We start from the raw sequence: 19,427 nt of genomic DNA, 5'->3' as shown, positions 1-19,427 counted from the left end.
GGCTGATAAAAGCGTCCTAGATATGTTCTATAACGCCATGTCTTTGGCTTTTTGCCGATCAGGAAACGTTCTAAGCGCTGTTCAATTGTCGTAAGCACTTCATGCCGTGCGGCCGTTTTAAGCCGTAGGGTTAAGCCACGGTTTGGGACGCGGCGATCGTGGCCAGTCTCCTGCGTTCCGGTAGGTCGGTTTTTAGCGACAGTATGAAGATGGTGTTCTTGCGGGTTGTTCCGCGCGCTCGCCTTGACTTGCCTAGCCGCCTTCCTTAGCGTGCCGTCTTCGTTGGATTAAGCAGGAATCAGGCATGAGCGCCGCCGATAACGTCAAACTTGAAGCCGGCTGGAAGGCCGCGTTGCATGCTGAGTTCGAGAAGCCCTATATGCGTGAGCTGGGGGATTTTCTGCGCAGCGAGAAGGCCGCAGGCAAGCAGATTTATCCGCCTGGCTCGCTGATCTTCAATGCGCTCAACTCCACGCCGTTGGCGCAGACCAAAGTGGTGATTATCGGCCAGGACCCTTATCACGGGCCGGGGCAGGCTCATGGTCTGTGCTTCTCGGTGCAGCCAGGGGTGAAGACGCCGCCGTCGCTGGTGAATATCTATAAAGAGCTCAAGCGCGACCTGAATATCGATATTCCCGAACACGGCAACCTGCAGCATTGGGCGGAGCAGGGGGTGCTGCTGCTCAACACCTCATTGACGGTTGAGCATGGCATCGCCGGCTCCCACGCCAAGATCGGCTGGCAGACCTTTACCGACAAGGTGATCGAGGTGGTCAGCCAGCAGCAGGAGCGTCTGGTGTTTCTGCTCTGGGGTGCCCATGCGCAGAGCAAGGAAAAGCTGATCGATGTCAGCAAGCACCTGGTGCTGAAGTCCGTGCACCCTTCGCCGCTGTCGGCGCACCGTGGCTTTATCGGCAACGGTCATTTCAGCCGCACCAACAAGTTCCTCCAGCAGCATGAACTGAGCCCGATCGACTGGCGCTTACCCGCGGCTTAACAGTCTGTTAAGCCGCGTCGCACTGCTGCTCGGCCAGATCCCTGCGCAGGTCGCGCAAGCGGTGACTCAGGCGCTCGCGCTGCGCTTCATCGCTGTTGCTCAACAGCTGGCTGAACAGCGTGGCCAGCGCCTGGCGTGAGCGGCCATAACTGGCGCGGTACTCGTCGCTGTAGAAGCTCTCGCGTTGCTGCAGCAGGCGAGTTACTCGTTCGGCAAAGTCTGCGCTATCGCGTTCGGCGACCACCTTGCGCAGCTCGGCCTGCCAGAGTTGCCGATTTTCCAGCCACAGGCGGTTCTGCTCACCGAGGCTGTTGGCCCAGGTGGCGATATGCTCAGTTTGAGCACTGTTCAGGCGGCCGAGCCAGGGCCGCAGGCGTTCCTGCATACGCGTTTGGCGTTCGCTGATCTGGGTGGCCAGGGGCGGGTCGAGAAAGTCCTGGCGATCTTCCAGGTTGTCCTCATCCATCGCGGCGTAAAGCTCGTTGACCTGCTGCTCGCTCAGATCTTGCAGTAGCTCGATAGCGGTGGGGGTGATCTCGACGCCAATGCGGTTGAGCGCGGCATCGAACTGGGCAAATTGCTCAAGCAGCTGAGCGCTATCGGGTTGCGGCTGGGCGAGGATGCTTTCGGTGGTTTGCAGCCAGTCGATATAGCGCGGCAATTCGGCGCTGCAATGCCATTGCAGGTGCGTTTGCAAGCGGGGTTTGAGCCAGGCCTGCTGCTGACTATCGAGGTTCAGGTAATCGTTCAGCCGCCAGGGCACCAGCCAATCCAGGTTGCGGTACGCCAGGCCGGCACGGCTGCAGGCGCTAATCAGTAGGCTCAGGCAGAGCAACAGCAGCAGGGTTTTCACGGCGGGCCAACGCAGTACGCTCATAAAGGATGCCTCGATGGTGAGGGCCTGAGAGTACCGCTGTCGCCTGCGGCTGGGTGGCTACAGACATATCTGTTAAACAAAAACTGCTGTGTTGCAGGCAAAAAAGAGCCCGCACAAGGCGGGCTAAACGTGGTCGTTGTAATCGCATCAGCTGCGTTGCCAGAGCCTGAATAACGGCTCGGCGAGAAACATCACCAGAAACAGGCGCAGCACCTGCAAGGCCGTGACCAATGCCACCGAGAGATGCAGGGCTTCGGCGGTCAGGCACAGTTCGGTGATTCCGCCGGGCATCATGCCGAGCATCAGTGCATTCTGGTTTTCCCCGGCCAGCCAGCCCAGGCCTTGGCCCAACGCGGCGGCGGCGAGCATGGCGAGCAGGCAGAACAGCAGAATGCGTGCGAGAAACCCCGGCGCACTGCGAAAGAAATTGCGGTCGAAGTGACAACCTAGGGCGCAGCCGATCAGCCATTGACCGGTCTGGCCGAGGCCATCGGGCAAGCCGAGGTGCAGATCGAAGCTGACACTGGCTACGGCGCAGACAGTCAGCGGGCCGAGCATCCACGGGTTGGGTTGGCCCAAACGTCCCCATAGCCAAGCCAGCACCGCGCCACCGGGTAGCAGTACCGCCAGCCAGGGCCAACTGACCGCTGCGGGTTCTGGTGGTGCGATGGGCGGCAGGCTCCAGGTGAAGATTGCCGGAATCAGCAATACCACCAGCAGTAATCGCAGGCTGTGGGCGGCGGCCACCTTGGCGGTTTCGGCGTTGTGCCGTTGCGCCAGGTTGACCATCTCGCTGGCACCACCTGGCATGCTGGCGAAGAACGCAGTGGCTCGATCCAGGCCGGCGCGGCGTAGCACGACAATACCGATCAGGCTGAGCAGCAGGGTGAGCAGGGCGCCGAGCAGAATCACGCCGAAGTGGCTGAGCAGTTGGCCGAATACTTCACTGGTGAAATGCAGGCCGATGGCGCTGGACACCAGCCACTGGCCGGTCTTGCGTCCGCCCGGCAGCTCGGTGATCAGCCAGCCGCTACAACGTGCGGCGATCACTGCCAGCAGCGAGCCGATGATCCACGGCAAAGGCCAGCCGATCAGGCTGGCCAGATAGCCGCCTGACAAGCCGACCAGGGGCGTGGCCCACCAGCTTTGCCAGCCGGTGAGCATGTGCAACTTAGGCATTGGCCAGTTGCGCCGCACGGCGCGAACGCCACCAGCGCAGACCTGGCAGGGCCAGCATCAGTGCGGTGAGTGCCCACAGGCACAGGCTGATCGGACTGCCCCAGAGGATGTTCAGGTCGCCGGCGGAGATCGACAGGGCGCGGCGCAGGTTGTCTTCCATCAGCTCGCCTAGAACGAAGCCGAGGATCAGTGCCGACAGCGGGAAGTCCAGCTTGCGCAGTATGTAGCCGAATACGCCGAGGCCGATCATCAACACCAGGTCGAAGGTGGTGCTGTGCACCGCGTAAACGCCGACCATGCTGATCACGGTGATCGCCGGCACAAGCACCCAGTTGGGCACGCTGAGCATGCGGGCGAACAGGCCAACCAGTGGAATGTTCATCACCAGCAGGATCACGTTGCCGATAAACAGCGAGGCGATCAGGCCCCAGACCACGTCTGGCTGCTGTTCGAACAGCAGCGGGCCGGGGGTGATGTTGTACAGCGTCAGTGCGCCGATCATCACTGCCGTGGTGCCGGAACCCGGTACGCCGAGGGTCAGCATGGGGATCAGTGAGCCGCAGGCCGAGGCGTTGTTCGCCGCTTCCGGCGCCGCCAGGCCGCGCAGGTCGCCGTCGCCGAACTTACCGTTCGGGCCGGCCATGCGTTTTTCCGTCATATAGGTCATGGCGCTGGCGATGGTCGCACCGGCACCTGGCAGAACGCCGATGACGAAGCCGGCCACGGCGCTACGCACCATGGTCCAGAAGGTGAAGCAGAACTCTTTAAAGTTGAACAGCAGGCGGCCGCTGGCCTTCACGGCTTTCTGGCCGTTGTGGGTTTTTTCCAGCATCAGCAGCACTTCACTGACGCTGAAGAAGCCGATTACCACGATAACGAACTGGATTCCGTCCGACAGGCTGACGCTGCCGAAGGTGAAGCGATACACGCCGGTGGTCGAGTCCACGCCAACGGTGGCCAGGGCCAGGCCGATCAACGCAGCCATCAGGGTTTTGACCGGTTTGTCGCCGACCATGCCGCCGAGGCAGGCGATGGCGAAAATCATCAGCACAAAGTACTCGGCAGGGCCGAAGGCCACCGCCCAGTTGGCCAGGATTGGCGCGAACAGCACCACGCCGCAGGTGGCGATCATGCTGCCGATAAACGAGCTGACGGCCGACAGCGACAGGGCGATCCCGGCCTTGCCCTGGCGGGCGAGTGGGTAGCCGTCGAGGGTGGTCATCACCGCCGCAGCGTCGCCCGGTACGTTGAGCAGAATCGCCGAGATACGCCCGCCGTACTCACAGCCCAGGTACACGGCAGCGAGCAGAATCAGTGCGGTTTCCGGTGACAGGCCGAGGGCAAAGGCCAGTGGCAGCAGCAGCGCTACGCCATTGATTGGGCCAAGGCCCGGCAACAGGCCGACGATGGTGCCGACAAAGGCACCGAATAAGGCTACCAGCAGGTTTTCCGGTCGGGTGGCGACTTCGAAGCCTTGCATCAAGAAATTCAGGGTTTCCATTTTCAGCTCTCCACAAAGGCTTCGAACAGGCCGAGGGGCAGCGGCACATCCAACAGGTAATCAAACAGGCCATACAGCAGCACACCCATCAGCACGGCGCTGATGGCGCAGGGTAGCGGGCGACCGGTGAACAGCAGGCCAAGGGCGAAGGTCGCCAGCGTTGTGCTGATGACAAAGCCGAGCACTTCGAACAGCAGCGCGTAAGCCAGCAGCGCCAGTACACACAGCACCGCACGTACGGCTGCGCGGGTATTCAGCGTCTGCTCCAGCAAGCCGGGCTTGATCACCAGCCACAGGCTGCCAGCTGACATGAGGCTGAGCAGCAGCAACGGGTAGGCGCGCGGCCCGACCGGGTCATAGGCGAAGGGTGCCTGGAAGCCCCAGGCGATGACGGCGAGAACGGCGCAAAACAGCAGCCAGCTCGCGGCGAACAGGCGAACGTACATGGAGGATTACCTCAGAACTTGGGCATCTAAAGCCTGCTCCCAGTGGGAGGAGGTTAGGGGAGGGGTTTGGGTGGTGCGGTTTATCACTGCCACCCCTCACCCCGACCCTCTCCCGCCTGGGAGAGGGTGGCGCTGGTGTTATTGCATCAGGCCGAACTCGCCAGCCAGCGCCTTGTATTCCTCAACTTGCTCGAAGACCAAGGCTTTCAGTTCGTCGCCAGTCACCGATAACGGCAGCAGGTCGCGCTGTTCACGCAGGGTGGCGAAGTCTTCACGAGCAAGCAGGGTGTCGAACTGCTGTTTCCACCAGTTGTACTGCTCGTCCGTCACCTCTGGGCCCATGTAGAAGCCGCGGATTACCGGCCAGACGATGTCGTAGCCCTGTTCCTTGGCTGTGGGGATATCGGCCAGTTTGCCTGGCAGACGCTCTTCGGAGAGCACGGCAAGGATGCGCACTTTCTTCGCCGCCAACTGCGGGGTGACTTCTCCCAGGCCGCTGCTGGTGACCTGAACATGGCCACCGAGCATGGCAGTTAGGGTTTCGCCGCCGCCTTCAAAGGCCACGTAACGCAGGTTTTTCGGGTCGATCCCGGCCAGACGGGCGATCAGCGCGGTCTGCATCCAGTCCTGGCCGCCGATGGTGGCGCCAGCGCCGAAGACGATGCTGGTCGGGTCTTTCTTCAAGGCTTGGACCAGATCGTCCAGGCTCTGATACGGCGAGTCGGCACGTACGGTGATCGCGCCGTAGTCGGTGCCTACCGCAGCCAACCAGCGCACGCCGGTTTCGTCGTAACGGCCGAACTTGCCTTGCGCCAGGTTGAGCAAGGATCCGCTGGAGAACGCGGTGATGGTGCCCGGATCATCGGCACGCTGGGCGATCACCGCGTTGTAGGCCACCGCGCCGACTCCGCCGGGCATATAGGTGACGCGCATTGGGGCTTTGAGCAGGCCGCTGTCTTTCAGACCGCTCTGGGCCAGTTTGCAGGTCAGGTCGAAACCGCCGCCGGGCTTGGCCGGGGCGATGCATTCCGGGCGTTTCGGTTCGGCGGCCAGCAACTGGCCGGCAAAGGCCATGCAGGCGGTGGCCAGGGCGATGCGGGTAAAGGCAGTTTTCATGGGGTATTCCTCTGATCTCTTATTGTGGATTACCAGATCGGCAGCGTGTAGCCGACGATGACGCGGTTCTCGTCCGCATCGCGGGCGAAGTCGGATTTGAAGCTGGCGTTACGTAGGCGTACGTAGACATCTTTCAGCGGCCCGCTCTGCACCACGTACTTGACCTCGATGTCGCGCTCCCACTCGCCGCCGGTGTCATCAGTGCCAGCGATTTGCGCGTCGCTGCCTTTGATGTAACGGGTCATAAAGCTCAGGCCGGGAACGCCGAGCTTGCCGAAGTCGTAGTCATAACGGGCCTGCCAGGAGCGCTGGTCGGCGTTGGCGAAGTCGTTTATCTGCACGAAGTTGACCAGGAACGGGTCGCTGCCATCGATGTAGGCATAACCGGTGTCGCCGCTCATGTCCTGAAAGCCCAGGCCCAGTTTGTGGCCGTTGATGCCGTAGGTGAGCATGGCGTTGAAGGCGCGGTTGTCGATTTTGCCGGCATTGGAGGCGCCGCTGTCCTTGCTCAGCATCATCCGTACATCAGCGCTCAGGGTGCCGCTGCCCAGCGGTTGGCTGGCGAGCAGGCCGAAGAAATGCTGGCGGTAGATGTCGTCGAGGTCGGCGAAGTAATAACGCCCGGTCAGGCCCTTGGCGAACTCATAGTCGAGGCCCATCAGGTCCAGATGATCCGCCGTGATACCTGCGGCGAAGCGGCGGTTCTTGCTGTTGAGGATCAGCTCTTCGGAGTTGGTCGAGGCGCGGTCGATGACTTTATCCAGGCGCCCGCCGGTAAAGGTCAGGCCGTCAAGTTCGCTGGAGGTCAGCAGGCCGCCTTCGAACACCTGCGGCAGCAGGCGGCTGTCGCTGGCCTTGACCACCGGCAGCTCTGGCACGTGCGAGCCGTAGCGCAGCTCGGTATTGGAGACCTTGACCTTGGCTGTCAGGCCCAGGCGACCGAATTGGTCCGGGGTGCCGCCATCGTCTTGTACGGGGAGCAGGTCGGTGCCGGTGCGGCCGCCGCCGGAATCCAGTTTGACCCCAACCAGACCCAGGGCATCAAGGCCAAAGCCCACGGTGCCTTCGGTGTAGCCGGACTGGACGTCGAGCCAGAAACCCTGGCCCCACTCTTCACGCTTGTTCTGCTGGCTGCTGGTGCCTTCGCGGAAATCACGATTGAGGTAGATATTGGTGGTGGTCAGGCTGGCTTTGCTGTCAGCCACAAAATCGGCGTGTGCAGCGGGGGCAAGTAGGGCGGTGGCGATTGCCAGGCTAAGCAGGTGAGCAGGCGCAAGCGCCTGATGAGATGCAGTCGGCATCCTGTGGTCTCCATTGTTGTTTTTGTCACGGCTGCGCACCACTGCGTCAGTCGTTCAGGTCGGTGGATCGAGCCACCTGAAACCGATGCTAGGGGGTCAAGCTTTCACCAGGCTTTCAGTTTGAAAGAAAGTCGCTGGGGCATTCGCAGCGGCCTCTGCGCCGTTACACTGGGCACATAACAACAAGTTCGTGGAGTGCTACTACCGTGCGAGTCCTACTGGTCGAGGACCATCTGCCCCTGGCTGAAAGCGTGGCTCAGGCCCTGCGTGGCATCGGGCTTAATGTGGACATGCTGCATGACGGCGTGGCGGCTGATCTGGCCTTGAGCAGTGAGGATTACGCCCTGGCGATTCTCGATATCGGCCTGCCGCGCCTGGACGGTTTTCAGGTGCTGGCGCGTTTGCGTGAGCGTGGCAATACCCTGCCGGTGCTGATGCTCACCGCCCGTGGTGAGGTTAAGGATCGCGTGCATGGTCTTAATCTCGGTGCCGATGATTACCTGGCCAAGCCCTTTGAAGTGACTGAACTGGAAGCGCGGGTCAAGGCACTGCTGCGCCGTACTGTGCTCGGTGGCGAGCGCCAGCAACGCTGCGGCAACCTGCTGTATGACCTGGATACCCGGCGCTTTACCCTTGTCGATGCTCTGCTGACCCTGACCTCCCGCGAACAGGCGGTGCTGGAGGCGATGATTGCCCGGCCTGGGCGGGTGATGAGCAAGGAGCAGTTGGCCGCTCAGGTGTTTGGTCTCGATGAAGAGGCCAGCAGTGACGCCATTGAAATTTACGTCCATCGCCTGCGCAAAAAGCTCGAAGGGAGTGGGGTGCGCATCGTCACCTTCCGTGGGCTTGGCTATTTGTTGGAGGCTGTTGGTGACTGAGCATCACCCGCTTGAAAACCACGAACCGGGCAGCCTGCGCGGACGGCTGATCCGCCGCTTGGCGGTGTTGCTGGCGTTGATTCTGCTGGTCAGTAGCCTGAGCGCTTACTGGAGCGCTCGGCATGCCGCGGATACTGCCTACGACCGCACCTTGCTGGCTTCGGCGCGGGCGGTTGCCGACGGCTTGTACACCACCGCCGAGCGCTTGAATGCCAACGTGCCGTATGTGGCACTGGACACCTTTGCCTATGACAGTGCTGGGCGCATCTACTACCAGGTGTTGGATGTACAGGGCGCGCTGGTGTCGGGCTATGAAGATCTGCCACCGCCGCCGGCCCATATCAAACGCACAGAGGATTATCCGGCGTTGGCGCGTTTCTACGATGCCGAGTTTCGTGAGCAGGGTGTGCGGGTGGTCAGCCTGCTGCAGCCGGTCAGTGAGCCGGGCCTTAACGGCGTGGCGGAAATCCGTGTGGCGGAAACCCAGGGCGCGCGTGAGCGCATGGCCCGCGAGCTGTTGCTCGGCACCTTGCTGCGCATGGGCGTGCTGTCGCTGAGTGCCTTGCTGCTGGTGTGGCTGGCGGTAAGCGCTGCGCTGCGCCCACTGGAAGCCTTGCGCCGCAGTGTGGCGGCGCGCACCAGTGATGATCTGCAGCCGCTGTCGAATCTCGGCATGCCACGTGAACTACGGCCATTGATTGATGCGCTGAACCAGTTCAATGACCGGCTGCGCAACCTGTTCGAGCGCCAGTCACAATTTATTGCCGATGCCTCCCACGAGCTGCGCACGCCCTTGGCCGCGCTCAAGGCGCGGGTTGAGTTAGGGCTGCGCGCGCAGGAACCCTCGATCTGGCGCAGCACGTTGGAAGAGGCCGCGCTGAACACCGACAAACTGACCCATCTGGCCAATCAGCTGCTTTCGCTGGCACGTATCGAAAGCGGTGCACGGGCCATTGCTGAAGGTGGCGCGCAGCGTCTGGATCTCAGCCAGCTGGCGCGTGAACTGGGCATGGCGCTGGCACCACTGTCCCATGCGCGGGAGATTGCGCTGGCACTGGAGGCTGAGCAGGCGGTATGGGTCAGTGGCGAGCCTACGCTGCTAAACGAGCTGCTGTGCAACCTGCTGGATAACGCCTTGGCGCACACCGCTGCCGGCGGCAATGTGATCCTGCGGGTATTGCCGACTGGGGTGCTGGAGGTCGAAGACGACGGTCCGGGAATCCCGCCAGAAGAGCATGAGCGGGTGTTTGCGCGCTTCTATCGGCGCAGTAGCAAGGGTTCTGGGGCCGGCTTGGGTTTGGCGATTGTCGGTGAGATTTGCCGGGCGCATCAGGCTGAGATCAGCCTGCACCAGGCGCAGCCGCACGGTTTGTTGGTGCGCGTCGAGTTTGTCGGCGTAGACGTCTGACTCAGGGCGCGAGGCTGAGTGGCTGCTGAATTTCCAGCAGGTACTGGGTAACCTTGCCGCTTTCGCGCAGTTGCGCCAGGCCTTGGTTGAAGCGGGCGATCAGCTCGGCATTACCGGGTACTTCCCGCGAGAGCAGCAGGTGCAGGCTGTCGCTGCGTAGGGGCTTGGGGTGAAAGCTCAGTTGCGCGCGCTCGGCTGCGCTGAAGTGCTGATGCAGCATGTCGAAGCCGACCACCTTGTCCATTGGAAACAGATCGACGCGGCCGGCAATCAGTTGGCGAAAGGCGGTTTCATCACTGGTCACCCGATTGACCCGCAATTGTCCGCTGGCTTCGGCCTGCTGAAAGGCTGCGCCATAGTCATAGCCGCGGGTGCCGACCAGGCGTCGACCTTGCAGGTCGCCAATCTGTTGCCAGTCAAAGCTGTAGCCCTTGCGGTGGAACAGGTAGTAACCGCTTTCCACCACCGGGTCGCTGATAAAGAACTTTTCTTCACGCTCACTGCTGTGCAGCCAGACCGCGCTGCCATCGCGTTTGCCGCGCTCGGCCAGTTGCAGCGAGCGTGCCCAGGGGTGGAATTCCCAGGTCACCTCAACTCCCTGCAGGGCAAAGGCTTCGGCGACGATGCGTGATGCGACGCCCTTATGCGGCAGCTGTTCTCCCAGATAAGGCGGCCATTCACCGTTGGTCAGGCGCACAGATTCTGCGGCAGTGAGGCTGCCGCAGAACAAGCTGAATAGAAGGGGTAGCAGCAGTAGGCGCATGAACCGAATGCCAAATGCGGGGACTGCGTACAGTCTAGTTGCATTCGGTTGCATTCGGTTGCATGCGTTTGCAGGGAGGTTACTGAAGCATGCTCATGGCCGCTTCCATGGCGGCGGAAAGGTCTTCGTCTTCGTTCAGGTTCTGGTTTGGATCAAGGCCCAGCTTGGCGAACGCAGGGATCTGGCTCCAGTCCAGTTTGGTGTAGGGATGTTCGCTGCCAATGTAACTCTGCAAGGTAGCGACCTGGACGATATCGACATAGTCGACTTTGGCACTGTCACGGGTGAAGTCCAGGTACTGGCTGGGAACCATGGCAATCAGTTCAGGAAAGTCCCAGGTGCGCAGAATCTTGTCGCCGATGATTGGGTGGATCTGCTCAATCACGTGGTTGAGGCTGATCGAGTCAGCCAGTAGCTCGCTGTGATCTTCGGCGTACGTGAGGATCGGCAGCACACCGATCTGATGCACCAGGCCGGCGAGGGTGGCCTGGTCGGGCAGTAGGCGCGTGTAGTGTTTGCACAGCACGTGGCAGATGCCGGCGATTTCCGTGCTTTTGTTCCACACTTCGCGCATTTTGCGGTCAACCACATCGCTGGTTGCCTGGAACATCTGCTCCATGGCCAGGCCCGTGGCCAGGTTGCAGGTGTAATTGATGCCGAGGCGACCGACGGCCATCTGCAGGTCGGTGATTTCCTTGTTGGTGCGCAGCAACGGGCTGTTCACCACCTTGATGATGCGCGCGGTCAGGGCGGCATCGTTGCCAATCACTTTGCTCAGTTGCGGGATGCTGATATCCGGATCTTCGGCTGCCTCGCGGACTTTCAGTGCGACCTCCGGCAGAGTCGGCAGGACCAGCTCATCATTGTCGATGGCCTGGGTCAGTTCCTTTTGGACTTTCTCGGCAAGCTTGCTCATGGGCAATTCTCTTTGGCGTTCAAGCAATAGTGATAAGTGTAGTCAGGGCTTAGCGCTGTATTTCGCGGTCTGAATCCAGTGTATACGGCAAATCGAGCACGCTCAGCGTGCGGCCTTCAGCAGAACCCAGGTGAATAACGCCATTCAGTGCGGCTTCGTCCTGTAACACGGCAAGCAACTCGACGCCGTCTGGGGTGCGTGCGGCCAGTACCACTTCACCCACGCTGGAGGTGTGCGTCGGCGAGAACAGCAGCGTAGCGGGCTCGGGCACCTGACTGTCATGCAGCGCCAGGCGATACAGGCGGCGCTTGAGTTTGCCCAGGTACTGCATGCGCGCGACGATTTCCTGGCCGGTGTAGCAGCCTTTTTTGAAGCTGACGCCGCCCACGGCCTGCAGGTTGATCATCTGTGGGATAAACAGCTCGCGGGTGCTGCCTACGACCTGGCCTATGCCCGCACGGACTTGCGCCAGCAGCCAATCATTCAGCGGCGCTTCCGGCAGTTGGCTGGCCACTTGTGCCTGAACGGCCGTGGCCTGGTCAGCGGGTATCCACAGTTCAGCGCGGCCGTCGCTCAAGCGCAGGGCCAGTAAGTCATCGCGACGAGCGACGCTGTCTGCGGTCGCTGCGAGCTCTAAACCGAGGCTGCGCAGGATGCCATCGGCACCGTTCAGGCCGATACGCAGCCAGTCCTGGCTTTCGTCGGTGAGCTTGGATTTGCTGAAAACGGCGTATTTCTTCAGGTCAGTCAGTTGCGCATCCAGCAAATCACTGGCCATTGCCAGCAAATAACCATCACTCACGCTGAGGATACGAAAGCTCGATTGCATGCGGCCCTTGGGGGTGCAGCGCGCGCCCAGGCTGGAATAGCTGTCGCTCAGGTAGTTGAGGTTGCAGGTGACTTGGCCCTGGAGGAACTTGTTGGCGTCGGGGCCGCGCACGGCGAGGACGCCTTCGTGGCTGAGGATGCAATAAAACGCGGTATCGGCCATGGTGGATTAGGTATCGCTGGATAAAAGTTAGGGGGCTCATCATAGAGCGCCCCTCGCGCCTTGTCAGCGCTTGCGCTTGACTCGTTTCAGGGAATAACAGCCGGCTGGCCGCGTACGGTCAATAGATGTGCATTTCCTCGTATACTGCGTGCCGTAATTTGTTGCATGTCATGTATGGCGGCCACCCTTCGGGGTCGTCGCTGTGCGACGCTAAAAATGGTGTTTAGCCATTTTCAAGGAGCTGATCCGTGGTTGAAGAAGTAGAGCTCAATCGTCTTTTCTGGCACAGCCGTCGCGGCATGCTGGAGCTGGATGTGTTGCTGGTGCCGTTTGTTCGCGAGGTCTATCCGCACCTTGATGAGGCTGATCGCGAGCGTTATCGCAAGCTGCTGGAGTGTGAGGACCAGGATATGTTTGGCTGGTTTATGCAGCGCAGCGAGCCTGAAGATGCGGATCTCAAGCTCATGGTTCGGATGATTTTGGACCGTGTTCAGCCCAAGTGATGCCTTCGAGTTTCATTGGCAGCCTTCTCGGCAGCTACTGGCCTGCTATGCCCTGATTCAAGGGTTGGCGCTGCTCAGTCTGGCGCTGGTGGATATGCCAAGTTGGGTGCACTTGCTCGGCGTGGGCTTCTGTTTCGCCCACGCTGCCTGGGTAGTGCCACGGCATTTGCTGTTGAGTGTGCCGCAGGCCTTTCGAGGGCTGCGTTACACGGCTGAGGGTTGGCAGGTGCACTGCATGGCGCAGGGTTGGCAGGCTATTGAGCTGCATCCGGATAGCCTGGCGTTACCGTTGATTGTGTTGTTGCGCTTTCGTCTGGTCGGGCAGCGCAAGGTGCGCTCGGTCTGCATCGCCCGCGACAGTCTGGCGCGGGATCAGCACCGCCGCTTAAGGGTGCGGCTTAAATTCAGTCGCCATAGGTGGGCGGTAGCAGAATAGTGTCCTTGGCTTCAGTCAGTTGATGCGGGTAGTCCAGGGTGTAGTGCAGGCCTCGGCTTTCATGGCGCAGCATGGCTGAGCGGATCATCAGTTCGGCAACTTGCGCCAAGTTACGCAGCTCGATGAGGTCACGACTGACTTTGTAGTTGCTGTAGAACTCGTGAATTTCATCAAGCAGCAGTCGTACGCGGTGTTCGGCCCGTTGCAGACGCTTGTTGGTGCGCACGATACCGACGTAGTCCCACATAAAACGCCGCAGCTCATCCCAGTTGTGCGCAATGATCACGTCTTCGTCCGAGTCGGTTACCTGGCTAGCATCCCAGCCGGGAAGGGCGCTTGGCATGCTGATGTGCTCCAGTTGGGCGAGGATGTTCTCGGCCGCTGAGCGGGCGTAGACGAAGCATTCCAGCAGCGAATTGCTGGCCATGCGGTTGGCCCCATGCAGGCCGGTAAAGCTGGTTTCGCCAATCGCGTACAAGCCGGGGATATCGGTGCAGCCGCTTTGGTCTACCAGTACGCCGCCGCAGGTGTAGTGCGCCGCCGGTACAACAGGGATCGGTTCTTTGGTGATGTCGATGCCGAAGTCCAGGCAGCGCTCATACACGGTAGGGAAGTGCGATTTCACAAAGTCAGCCGGTTTGTGGCTGATGTCGAGGAATACGCAGTCGATACCCAGGCGCTTCATTTCGTGGTCGATTGCGCGGGCGACGATATCCCGCGGCGCCAGTTCGGCCCGCTCATCGAAGCGCGGCATAAAACGTTCGCCGTTAGGTAGTTTGAGCAGTGCGCCTTCACCACGTAGCGCTTCGGTGACCAGAAAGCTCTTGGCTTTTGGGTGGTATAGGCAGGTCGGGTGGAACTGATTGAATTCCAGGTTGCCGACCCGACAGCCGGCGCGCCAGGCCATGGCGATGCCATCGCCACAGGCGCCGTCCGGGTTGCTGGTGTAGAGATACACCTTGGCCGCACCGCCCGTGGCAAGAATCACAAAGCGGGCGCTGAAGGTGTCGACCTCGCCGCTGGCGCGATTGAGCACGTAAGCGCCCAGGCAGCGCTGGCCTTCCAGGCCGAGTTTGCGCTCGGTGATCAGATCGACGGCGACGCGCTGCTCCAGCAGTTCGACATTGCTGCGGTGCTTGGTCTGTTCGAGCAAAGTGTTGAAGATTGCTGCGCCAGTGGCGTCGGCCGCGTGAATGATGCGCCGGTGGCTGTGGCCGCCTTCGCGGGTCAAGTGGAATTCGAAACCGCCGTCTTCGCGGGCGTGTTCGTCGTCGCGAGTAAAGGGCACGCCTTGGTCGATCAGCCATTGAATGGCTTCGCGGCTGTGCTCTACGGTAAAGCGCACGGCGTCTTCGCGGCACAGGCCGCCTCCGGCATTGAGGGTGTCTTCGACATGCGACTCGACGGTATCGGTATCATCCAGTACCGCGGCTACGCCGCCTTGCGCCCAGTAGGTCGAGCCGTTGGACAGGTTGCCTTTACTGAGTACGGCAATGCGCAGGTGTTCGGGCAGTGTGAGGGCCAGCGTCAGGCCTGCTGCACCGCTGCCGATAACCAGAACGTCGTGTTGGTAATGTTGGCTCATGTCCGAATTCCGCGAAAAGCGAGCTCTAGTATATAGAGGGGGTGAGCGTCACAATAGCCAGCTTATGACCAAGTGCGTTACTCGGGAACTTTTTAAGTATTTCGGGTTCCATAGGCGGTTATTTACATGGGAAACCGCTTGTGTCGGACGGCTTTGTAACGGGCCTGAGATTTTGGCCTTGCCGCCGGGTGATCCAGACTACGAGCGCAGCAGTGGAACCCCTTTGCTGCGCTGTTCCGTGCAGGGCTTTTAAGTGTTCTGCAGGAAGCTTGTTTGAAGGAGAGAACTTTTGCGCAATACCCAAGTCTACTTTGGCAGACCGAGTAAAGGGTTGGCGTTTCACTCCTTCAGACCCTATGAGGAGTTTTCATGCTAACCCAGGAAGATGATCAGCAGCTGGTCGAGCGCGTGCAGCGTGGCGACAAGCGTGCGTTTGATCTATTAGTGCTCAAGTATCAGCACAAGATTCTCGGGTTGATCGTGCGTTTTGTGCATGACACCCATGAGGCGCAGGACGTGGCGCAGGAGGCCTTCGTAAAGGCATATCGGGCCCTTGGTAATTTTCGGGGCGACAGTGCGTTCTATACGTGGTTGTACCGTATTGCCATCAACACGGCTAAGAACCATCTGGTGTCGCGTGGTCGACGCCCTCCAGACAGTGATGTAAGTGCTGAGGATGCCGAGTTCTATGATGGTGACCATGCCCTCAAAGACATCGAATCGCCGGAGCGCGCATTATTGCGCGATGAGATCGAAGCCACCGTACACCGCAGTATTGAGCAGTTGCCGGAAGATTTACGTACAGCGCTAACCTTGCGTGAATTTGATGGTCTGAGTTATGAGGACATTGCCAGCGTCATGCAATGTCCAGTCGGCACCGTGCGCTCGCGAATTTTTCGGGCACGTGAAGCCATTGATCGATCCCTGCAGCCGTTGCTGCAGGAAACCTGAGACAGCGGCGTCAGCCAAGAGAGGAACCGCCATGAGTCGTGAAACCCTGCAGGAATCGCTGTCCGCGGTGATGGATAACCAAGCGGATGAACTTGAACTAAGGCGCGTGCTGGCAGCCGGTGATGACCCTGAGCTGCGAGCAACCTGGTCGCGTTACCAGCTTGCTCGCGCGGTCATGCACAAAGAGCTGCTTGAGCCGCGTCTGGATATTGCCGCTGCTGTATCCGCGGCCCTGGCTGATGATGTTGCTCCGGTTGCGCAACAAGTACAGCGCGGCTCTTGGCGCACTTTAGGTCGCCTGGCCGTTGCAGCTTCGGTTACCGTGGCAGTACTGGCTGGTGTGCGTTTTTACAACCAGGACGACATCACCGGTGCTCAGTTGGCGCAGCAATCCAGTCAGCCGGTGTTGAACATTCCTCAGGTCAGTGGGCCGGCCATGCTGGCTGGGTTTAATACCTCTGATGAACAAGCTGCCCCTGCAGCGAGCGCCGTCGGTCAAGGTCAGCCGGGTTGGCATGAGCAGCGTTTGCCGTCCTACTTACGTCAGCATGCGCAGCAGGCTGCCATGAGTACCAGTGAAGGTGCGCTGCCTTATGCTCGCGCAGCCAGTTTGGAAGGCCGTTAACGGTCTGTTGTTAAGGAATCGCATGCGCTTTATTCCTTTTGGCGTTTTGTTGCTGGGTAGCTGGCTGGCTCTGCCGGCTGCTGCCGATGAAGGCTCTGTGATGCTGCAGCGCTTGGCCGACGCTGAGCGTACTCTGAGTTTTCAGGGCACCTTTGTCTATGAGCGCAATGGCAGCTTTTCGACGCACAGCATCTGGCATCAGGCTGGTGAGGGCGTTGCTCTGCGTGAGCGATTGCTGCAGCTGGATGGTTCCGCGCAAGAAGTAGTGCGTGTCGAGGGCCAGGTTCAGTGCGCCAGTGGTGCGTTGGCTGACCAGCTGATCGACAGTCAACTATGGCCTGCTCGGGCGTTAAATGCCGAGCAGCTGAGTGCGTGGTATGAGTTGCGTGTGCTCGGTAAGTCCCGTGTGGCTGGGCGAGCGACTGATGTGTTAGCACTGGTGCCGCGCGACCAACATCGCTATGGCATTGAGCTGCACCTGGATCAGCAAACGGGTTTGCCGCTCAAATCCTTGCTGGTGAATGACAAGGGGCAGTTGCTTGAGCGCCTCCAGTTTACTCAGCTAGAAACGGACGCCCCCGTACCCTCGAACCTTGAGCCCAGTGCTGGGTGTCGCCCTGTGCGTTTGGCTCCTTCTCAGGCTCAGTCAGTTGAAGCGTGGCGCTCTGACTGGCTGCCGCCGGGCTTCAGCTTGAGTTCTGTCACTCAGCGCCGCAGTCCTGCATCCGATGAGCTCGTTGCCTGTCAGGTGTATGGCGATGGTTTGGCGCGTTTTTCCGTGTTTATGGAGCCCTTGCGCGGCGAAGCTGTTGAGGATGTACGTACTCAGCTTGGCCCTACAGTGGCTGTTTCGCGTCGATTGAAGACCAATGATGGTGACGTAATGGTTACCGTGGTTGGCGAAATTCCGCTTGGAACCGCTGAACGAGTGGCCTTGTCTATGCGTTCGGTTGGTGAGGTGGCGCAGTGATTGAGGAACAGGGGCGGGTTGTGGCTGTTGAGGTCGGCGCTGTCTGGGTTGAAACAGTACGCAAAAGCACCTGCTCCAGTTGTTCCGTTAAAGCCGGTTGTGGCCAAGGCTTACTTGAGCAGCTTGGGGCAAGCGGTCGTCGTGGTTATGTGCGTGCGTTGTCTGATCTGCAGCTGAATATTGGCGATGCGGTGGTGATTGGCGTGCGCGAAGACCTGTTGGTGCGTGGTTCACTGCTGGTTTATCTGTTGCCTTTGCTCGGGTTGTTTGCCGCGGCTGTGCTAGCTGAACAGGCGGGCTGGAGCGAGTCTTGGGTGATACTCAGTGCGCTGTTCGGTTTTCTGTTTGCTTGTTGTGCGGTGCGTTGGCGCAGCCGTGTTACGGCTAGTGATCCTGCGTTGCAACCTGTGGTGTTGCGTGCATTGCTTGGTGGTGCCGCCGCTGCGTTCTAAGACTTTTGCTGGCCTGATGGGGAGTTATATGTCGAAGCCTGGTCTGAAATCTTCTTTTACCGCGTTATTGGCCGTGCTGCTGATGGGGCAAGCGTTTTTTGCTCAGGCGAGCCTGCCGGATTTCACCGAGCTGGTCGAGCAGGCATCACCGGCGGTAGTCAATATCAGCACCCGGCAGAAGATGCCGGATCGCGCGGTGGCTGGCAGTGGCCAGCTCAATGTGCCTGATCTGGAAGGCCTGCCGCCGATGTTTCGCGAGTTCTTCGAGCGTAATATTCCACAGATGCCACGTGCGCCTGGCGGTAGCCGCCAGCGTGAAGCCCAGTCGCTGGGCTCGGGCTTTATCATTTCCGCTGATGGCTACGTGCTGACCAATAACCATGTGATCGCCGATGCCGATGAAATCATCGTGCGCCTGTCTGATCGTAGTGAACTGGAAGCAAAACTGGTTGGTACCGACCCGCGCAGCGATGTTGCGCTGCTCAAGGTTGAGGGCGAAGGTCTGCCCACCGTCAAACTGGGTAAGTCGGAGGAGTTAAAGGTCGGTGAGTGGGTGTTGGCAATTGGTTCACCCTTTGGTTTTGATCACTCGGTGACGGCTGGGATCGTCAGTGCCAAGGGTCGCAGTCTGCCGAACGAGAGCTATGTGCCGTTTATCCAGACGGATGTGGCGATCAATCCAGGTAACTCTGGCGGCCCACTGTTCAACTTGGCCGGTGAAGTGGTGGGTATCAACTCGCAGATTTTCACCCGTTCCGGTGGCTTTATGGGGCTGTCATTTGCCATTCCTATGAGTGTGGCGATGGATGTGGCCGATCAGCTCAAGGCTGAGGGTAAGGTCAGTCGCGGCTGGCTGGGTGTGGTGATTCAGGAAGTGAACAAGGACCTGGCTGAGTCGTTTGGCCTGGATAAACCGGCTGGTGCGCTGGTGGCGCAGGTGCTGGAGGAAGGGCCCGCTGCCAAAGGCGGCTTGCAGGTCGGCGATGTGATTCTCAGTCTCGACGGTAAGCCGATCATTATGTCCGCCGATCTGCCGCACTTGGTCGGTGCGCTGAAGCCTGGTGCAAGTGCTGAGCTGGATGTGGTACGCGATGGTGCGCGCAAAAAGCTGAAAGTGAGCATCGGTGCGTTACCTGAAGACGGTGAGGCCTTGGCGGGTACAGCTGAGCCTGGTGTTGAGCGCAGCAGTAATCGTTTGGGTGTCAAAGTGGTTGAGCTGACTGCTGAGCAGCAGAAGAGCCTCGACCTCAAAGGTGGCGTGGCGATTTCTGAAGTTCAGGATGGGCCCGCGGCGCTGATTGGCTTGCGTCCGGGGGATGTAATTACTCACTTGAACAATCAGGCTATTAATTCGGCCAAGACGTTTACTGAGGTGGCGCAGGCGCTGCCGAAGAACCGTTCGGTGTCGATGCGTGTGCTGCGTCAGGGGCGCGCCAGCTTTATCACCTTCAAACTGGCCGATTAACCAGGTATGCAGGTTACAAAGGGCGACTTCGGTCGCCCTTTTACATCGTACAGTCGTGTGGCCTTGA

Annotated in this window: 20 protein-coding genes; 10 read left to right on the top strand and 10 right to left on the bottom strand. The window is 60.1% G+C overall.

All coding sequences use genetic code 11. The features are described from left to right. The first annotated feature begins 304 nt into the window (after nt 1-304). Nucleotides 305-997, top strand: a complete 693-nt coding sequence (ung, locus tag HCI85_RS14260) for a uracil-DNA glycosylase (protein WP_167145377.1) — start codon at nt 305-307, stop codon at nt 995-997. A 7-nt stretch (nt 998-1,004) separates the two neighbouring features. Here the strand turns inward: ung and HCI85_RS14255 are convergent, their stop codons facing one another. The 6 genes from HCI85_RS14255 to HCI85_RS14230 all read right to left on the bottom strand — a co-directional run bounded on the left by HCI85_RS14255 (nt 1,005) and on the right by HCI85_RS14230 (nt 7,417). Further along, nucleotides 1,005-1,874 (bottom strand): DUF6279 family lipoprotein, encoded by an 870-nt coding sequence (locus HCI85_RS14255; RefSeq protein ID WP_167145374.1) that lies wholly within the window; start codon nt 1,872-1,874, stop codon nt 1,005-1,007. A 147-nt stretch (nt 1,875-2,021) separates the two neighbouring features. Beyond that, nucleotides 2,022-3,053 (bottom strand): AbrB family transcriptional regulator, encoded by a 1,032-nt coding sequence (locus HCI85_RS14250; protein ID WP_241693782.1) that lies wholly within the window; start codon nt 3,051-3,053, stop codon nt 2,022-2,024. Then, on the bottom strand, nt 3,046-4,554 hold the full coding sequence (locus HCI85_RS14245) for a tripartite tricarboxylate transporter permease (protein WP_160087998.1): 1,509 nt from the start codon (nt 4,552-4,554) through the stop codon (nt 3,046-3,048). Before HCI85_RS14245 ends, HCI85_RS14250 begins: the two co-directional genes overlap by 8 nt. A 2-nt stretch (nt 4,555-4,556) precedes the next feature. After that, nucleotides 4,557-5,000, bottom strand: coding sequence for a tripartite tricarboxylate transporter TctB family protein (locus HCI85_RS14240; protein ID WP_160087996.1), 444 nt, complete (start codon nt 4,998-5,000; stop codon nt 4,557-4,559). A gap of 138 nt (nt 5,001-5,138) precedes the next feature. Then, nucleotides 5,139-6,116 (bottom strand): Bug family tripartite tricarboxylate transporter substrate binding protein, encoded by a 978-nt coding sequence (locus HCI85_RS14235; protein ID WP_167145372.1) that lies wholly within the window; start codon nt 6,114-6,116, stop codon nt 5,139-5,141. Nucleotides 6,117-6,145: 29 nt separating this feature from the next. Continuing rightward, nucleotides 6,146-7,417, bottom strand: coding sequence for an OprD family porin (locus HCI85_RS14230; protein WP_160087992.1), 1,272 nt, complete (start codon nt 7,415-7,417; stop codon nt 6,146-6,148). A gap of 206 nt (nt 7,418-7,623) precedes the next feature. Here HCI85_RS14230 and HCI85_RS14225 point away from each other — a divergent pair, with 206 nt between their 5' ends. After that, nucleotides 7,624-8,295: a response regulator gene (locus HCI85_RS14225; protein WP_167145370.1), complete on the top strand. Its 672-nt coding sequence runs from the start codon at nt 7,624-7,626 to the stop codon at nt 8,293-8,295. After that, nucleotides 8,288-9,703, top strand: coding sequence for a sensor histidine kinase (locus HCI85_RS14220; RefSeq protein ID WP_167145368.1), 1,416 nt, complete (start codon nt 8,288-8,290; stop codon nt 9,701-9,703). Before HCI85_RS14225 ends, HCI85_RS14220 begins: the two co-directional genes overlap by 8 nt. Before the next feature lies 1 nt (nt 9,704). On the opposite strand, the gene HCI85_RS14215 is transcribed toward HCI85_RS14220, so the two are convergent. The 3 genes from HCI85_RS14215 to ygfZ form a co-directional block, all read right to left on the bottom strand. Next, on the bottom strand, nt 9,705-10,466 hold the full coding sequence (locus HCI85_RS14215; protein ID WP_090251986.1) for a substrate-binding periplasmic protein: 762 nt from the start codon (nt 10,464-10,466) through the stop codon (nt 9,705-9,707). A gap of 79 nt (nt 10,467-10,545) precedes the next feature. Continuing rightward, nucleotides 10,546-11,382, bottom strand: a complete 837-nt coding sequence (locus HCI85_RS14210) for an HDOD domain-containing protein (protein WP_090251989.1) — start codon at nt 11,380-11,382, stop codon at nt 10,546-10,548. Nucleotides 11,383-11,431: 49 nt separating this feature from the next. Then, nucleotides 11,432-12,373: a CAF17-like 4Fe-4S cluster assembly/insertion protein YgfZ gene (gene ygfZ / locus HCI85_RS14205; protein ID WP_167145366.1), complete on the bottom strand. Its 942-nt coding sequence runs from the start codon at nt 12,371-12,373 to the stop codon at nt 11,432-11,434. Between the two features lie 248 nt (nt 12,374-12,621). Here ygfZ and HCI85_RS14200 point away from each other — a divergent pair, with 248 nt between their 5' ends. Both HCI85_RS14200 and HCI85_RS14195 read left to right on the top strand, forming a co-directional pair. Beyond that, the gene (locus HCI85_RS14200; RefSeq protein ID WP_090251995.1) at nt 12,622-12,876 is read left to right on the top strand and encodes an FAD assembly factor SdhE; all 255 of its coding nucleotides are present in this window, start codon (nt 12,622-12,624) and stop codon (nt 12,874-12,876) included. Then, nucleotides 12,860-13,312 carry a protein YgfX gene (locus HCI85_RS14195; protein ID WP_167145364.1) on the top strand — a complete coding sequence of 151 codons (453 nt, stop codon included), beginning with the start codon at nt 12,860-12,862 and terminating at the stop codon, nt 13,310-13,312. Before HCI85_RS14200 ends, HCI85_RS14195 begins: the two co-directional genes overlap by 17 nt. On the opposite strand, the gene nadB is transcribed toward HCI85_RS14195, so the two are convergent. Then, complete coding sequence (nadB, locus tag HCI85_RS14190; protein WP_167145362.1) at nt 13,281-14,897, bottom strand: L-aspartate oxidase; 1,617 nt, start codon at nt 14,895-14,897, stop codon at nt 13,281-13,283. The two genes, HCI85_RS14195 and nadB, sit on opposite strands and share 32 nt — an antisense overlap. Nucleotides 14,898-15,266: 369 nt before the next feature. On the opposite strand from nadB, the gene rpoE reads away from it, so the two are divergent. The 5 genes from rpoE (at nt 15,267) to HCI85_RS14165 (ending at nt 19,360) form a co-directional block, all read left to right on the top strand. Continuing rightward, on the top strand, nt 15,267-15,848 hold the full coding sequence (rpoE, locus tag HCI85_RS14185) for an RNA polymerase sigma factor RpoE (RefSeq protein WP_090252003.1): 582 nt from the start codon (nt 15,267-15,269) through the stop codon (nt 15,846-15,848). 31 nt (nt 15,849-15,879) lie between these two features. Further along, nucleotides 15,880-16,473 (top strand): sigma-E factor negative regulatory protein, encoded by a 594-nt coding sequence (locus HCI85_RS14180; protein ID WP_167145360.1) that lies wholly within the window; start codon nt 15,880-15,882, stop codon nt 16,471-16,473. 22 nt (nt 16,474-16,495) lie between these two features. Continuing rightward, nucleotides 16,496-17,443 carry a MucB/RseB C-terminal domain-containing protein gene (locus HCI85_RS14175; protein WP_167145358.1) on the top strand — a complete coding sequence of 316 codons (948 nt, stop codon included), beginning with the start codon at nt 16,496-16,498 and terminating at the stop codon, nt 17,441-17,443. Continuing rightward, on the top strand, nt 17,440-17,895 hold the full coding sequence (locus tag HCI85_RS14170; protein ID WP_167145356.1) for a SoxR reducing system RseC family protein: 456 nt from the start codon (nt 17,440-17,442) through the stop codon (nt 17,893-17,895). Before HCI85_RS14175 ends, HCI85_RS14170 begins: the two co-directional genes overlap by 4 nt. Before the next feature lie 82 nt (nt 17,896-17,977). Further along, on the top strand, nt 17,978-19,360 hold the full coding sequence (locus tag HCI85_RS14165) for a DegQ family serine endoprotease (RefSeq protein WP_446730794.1): 1,383 nt from the start codon (nt 17,978-17,980) through the stop codon (nt 19,358-19,360). The last annotated feature ends 67 nt before the right edge of the window (nt 19,361-19,427 follow it).

Source organism: Pseudomonas sp. OTU750018 (assembly GCF_011636575.1).
GTDB lineage: Bacteria > Pseudomonadota > Gammaproteobacteria > Pseudomonadales > Pseudomonadaceae > Aquipseudomonas > Aquipseudomonas peli.
Note: the sequence above shows the minus strand (reverse complement) of the source record. Positions and strands in the feature narration are given on the sequence as shown.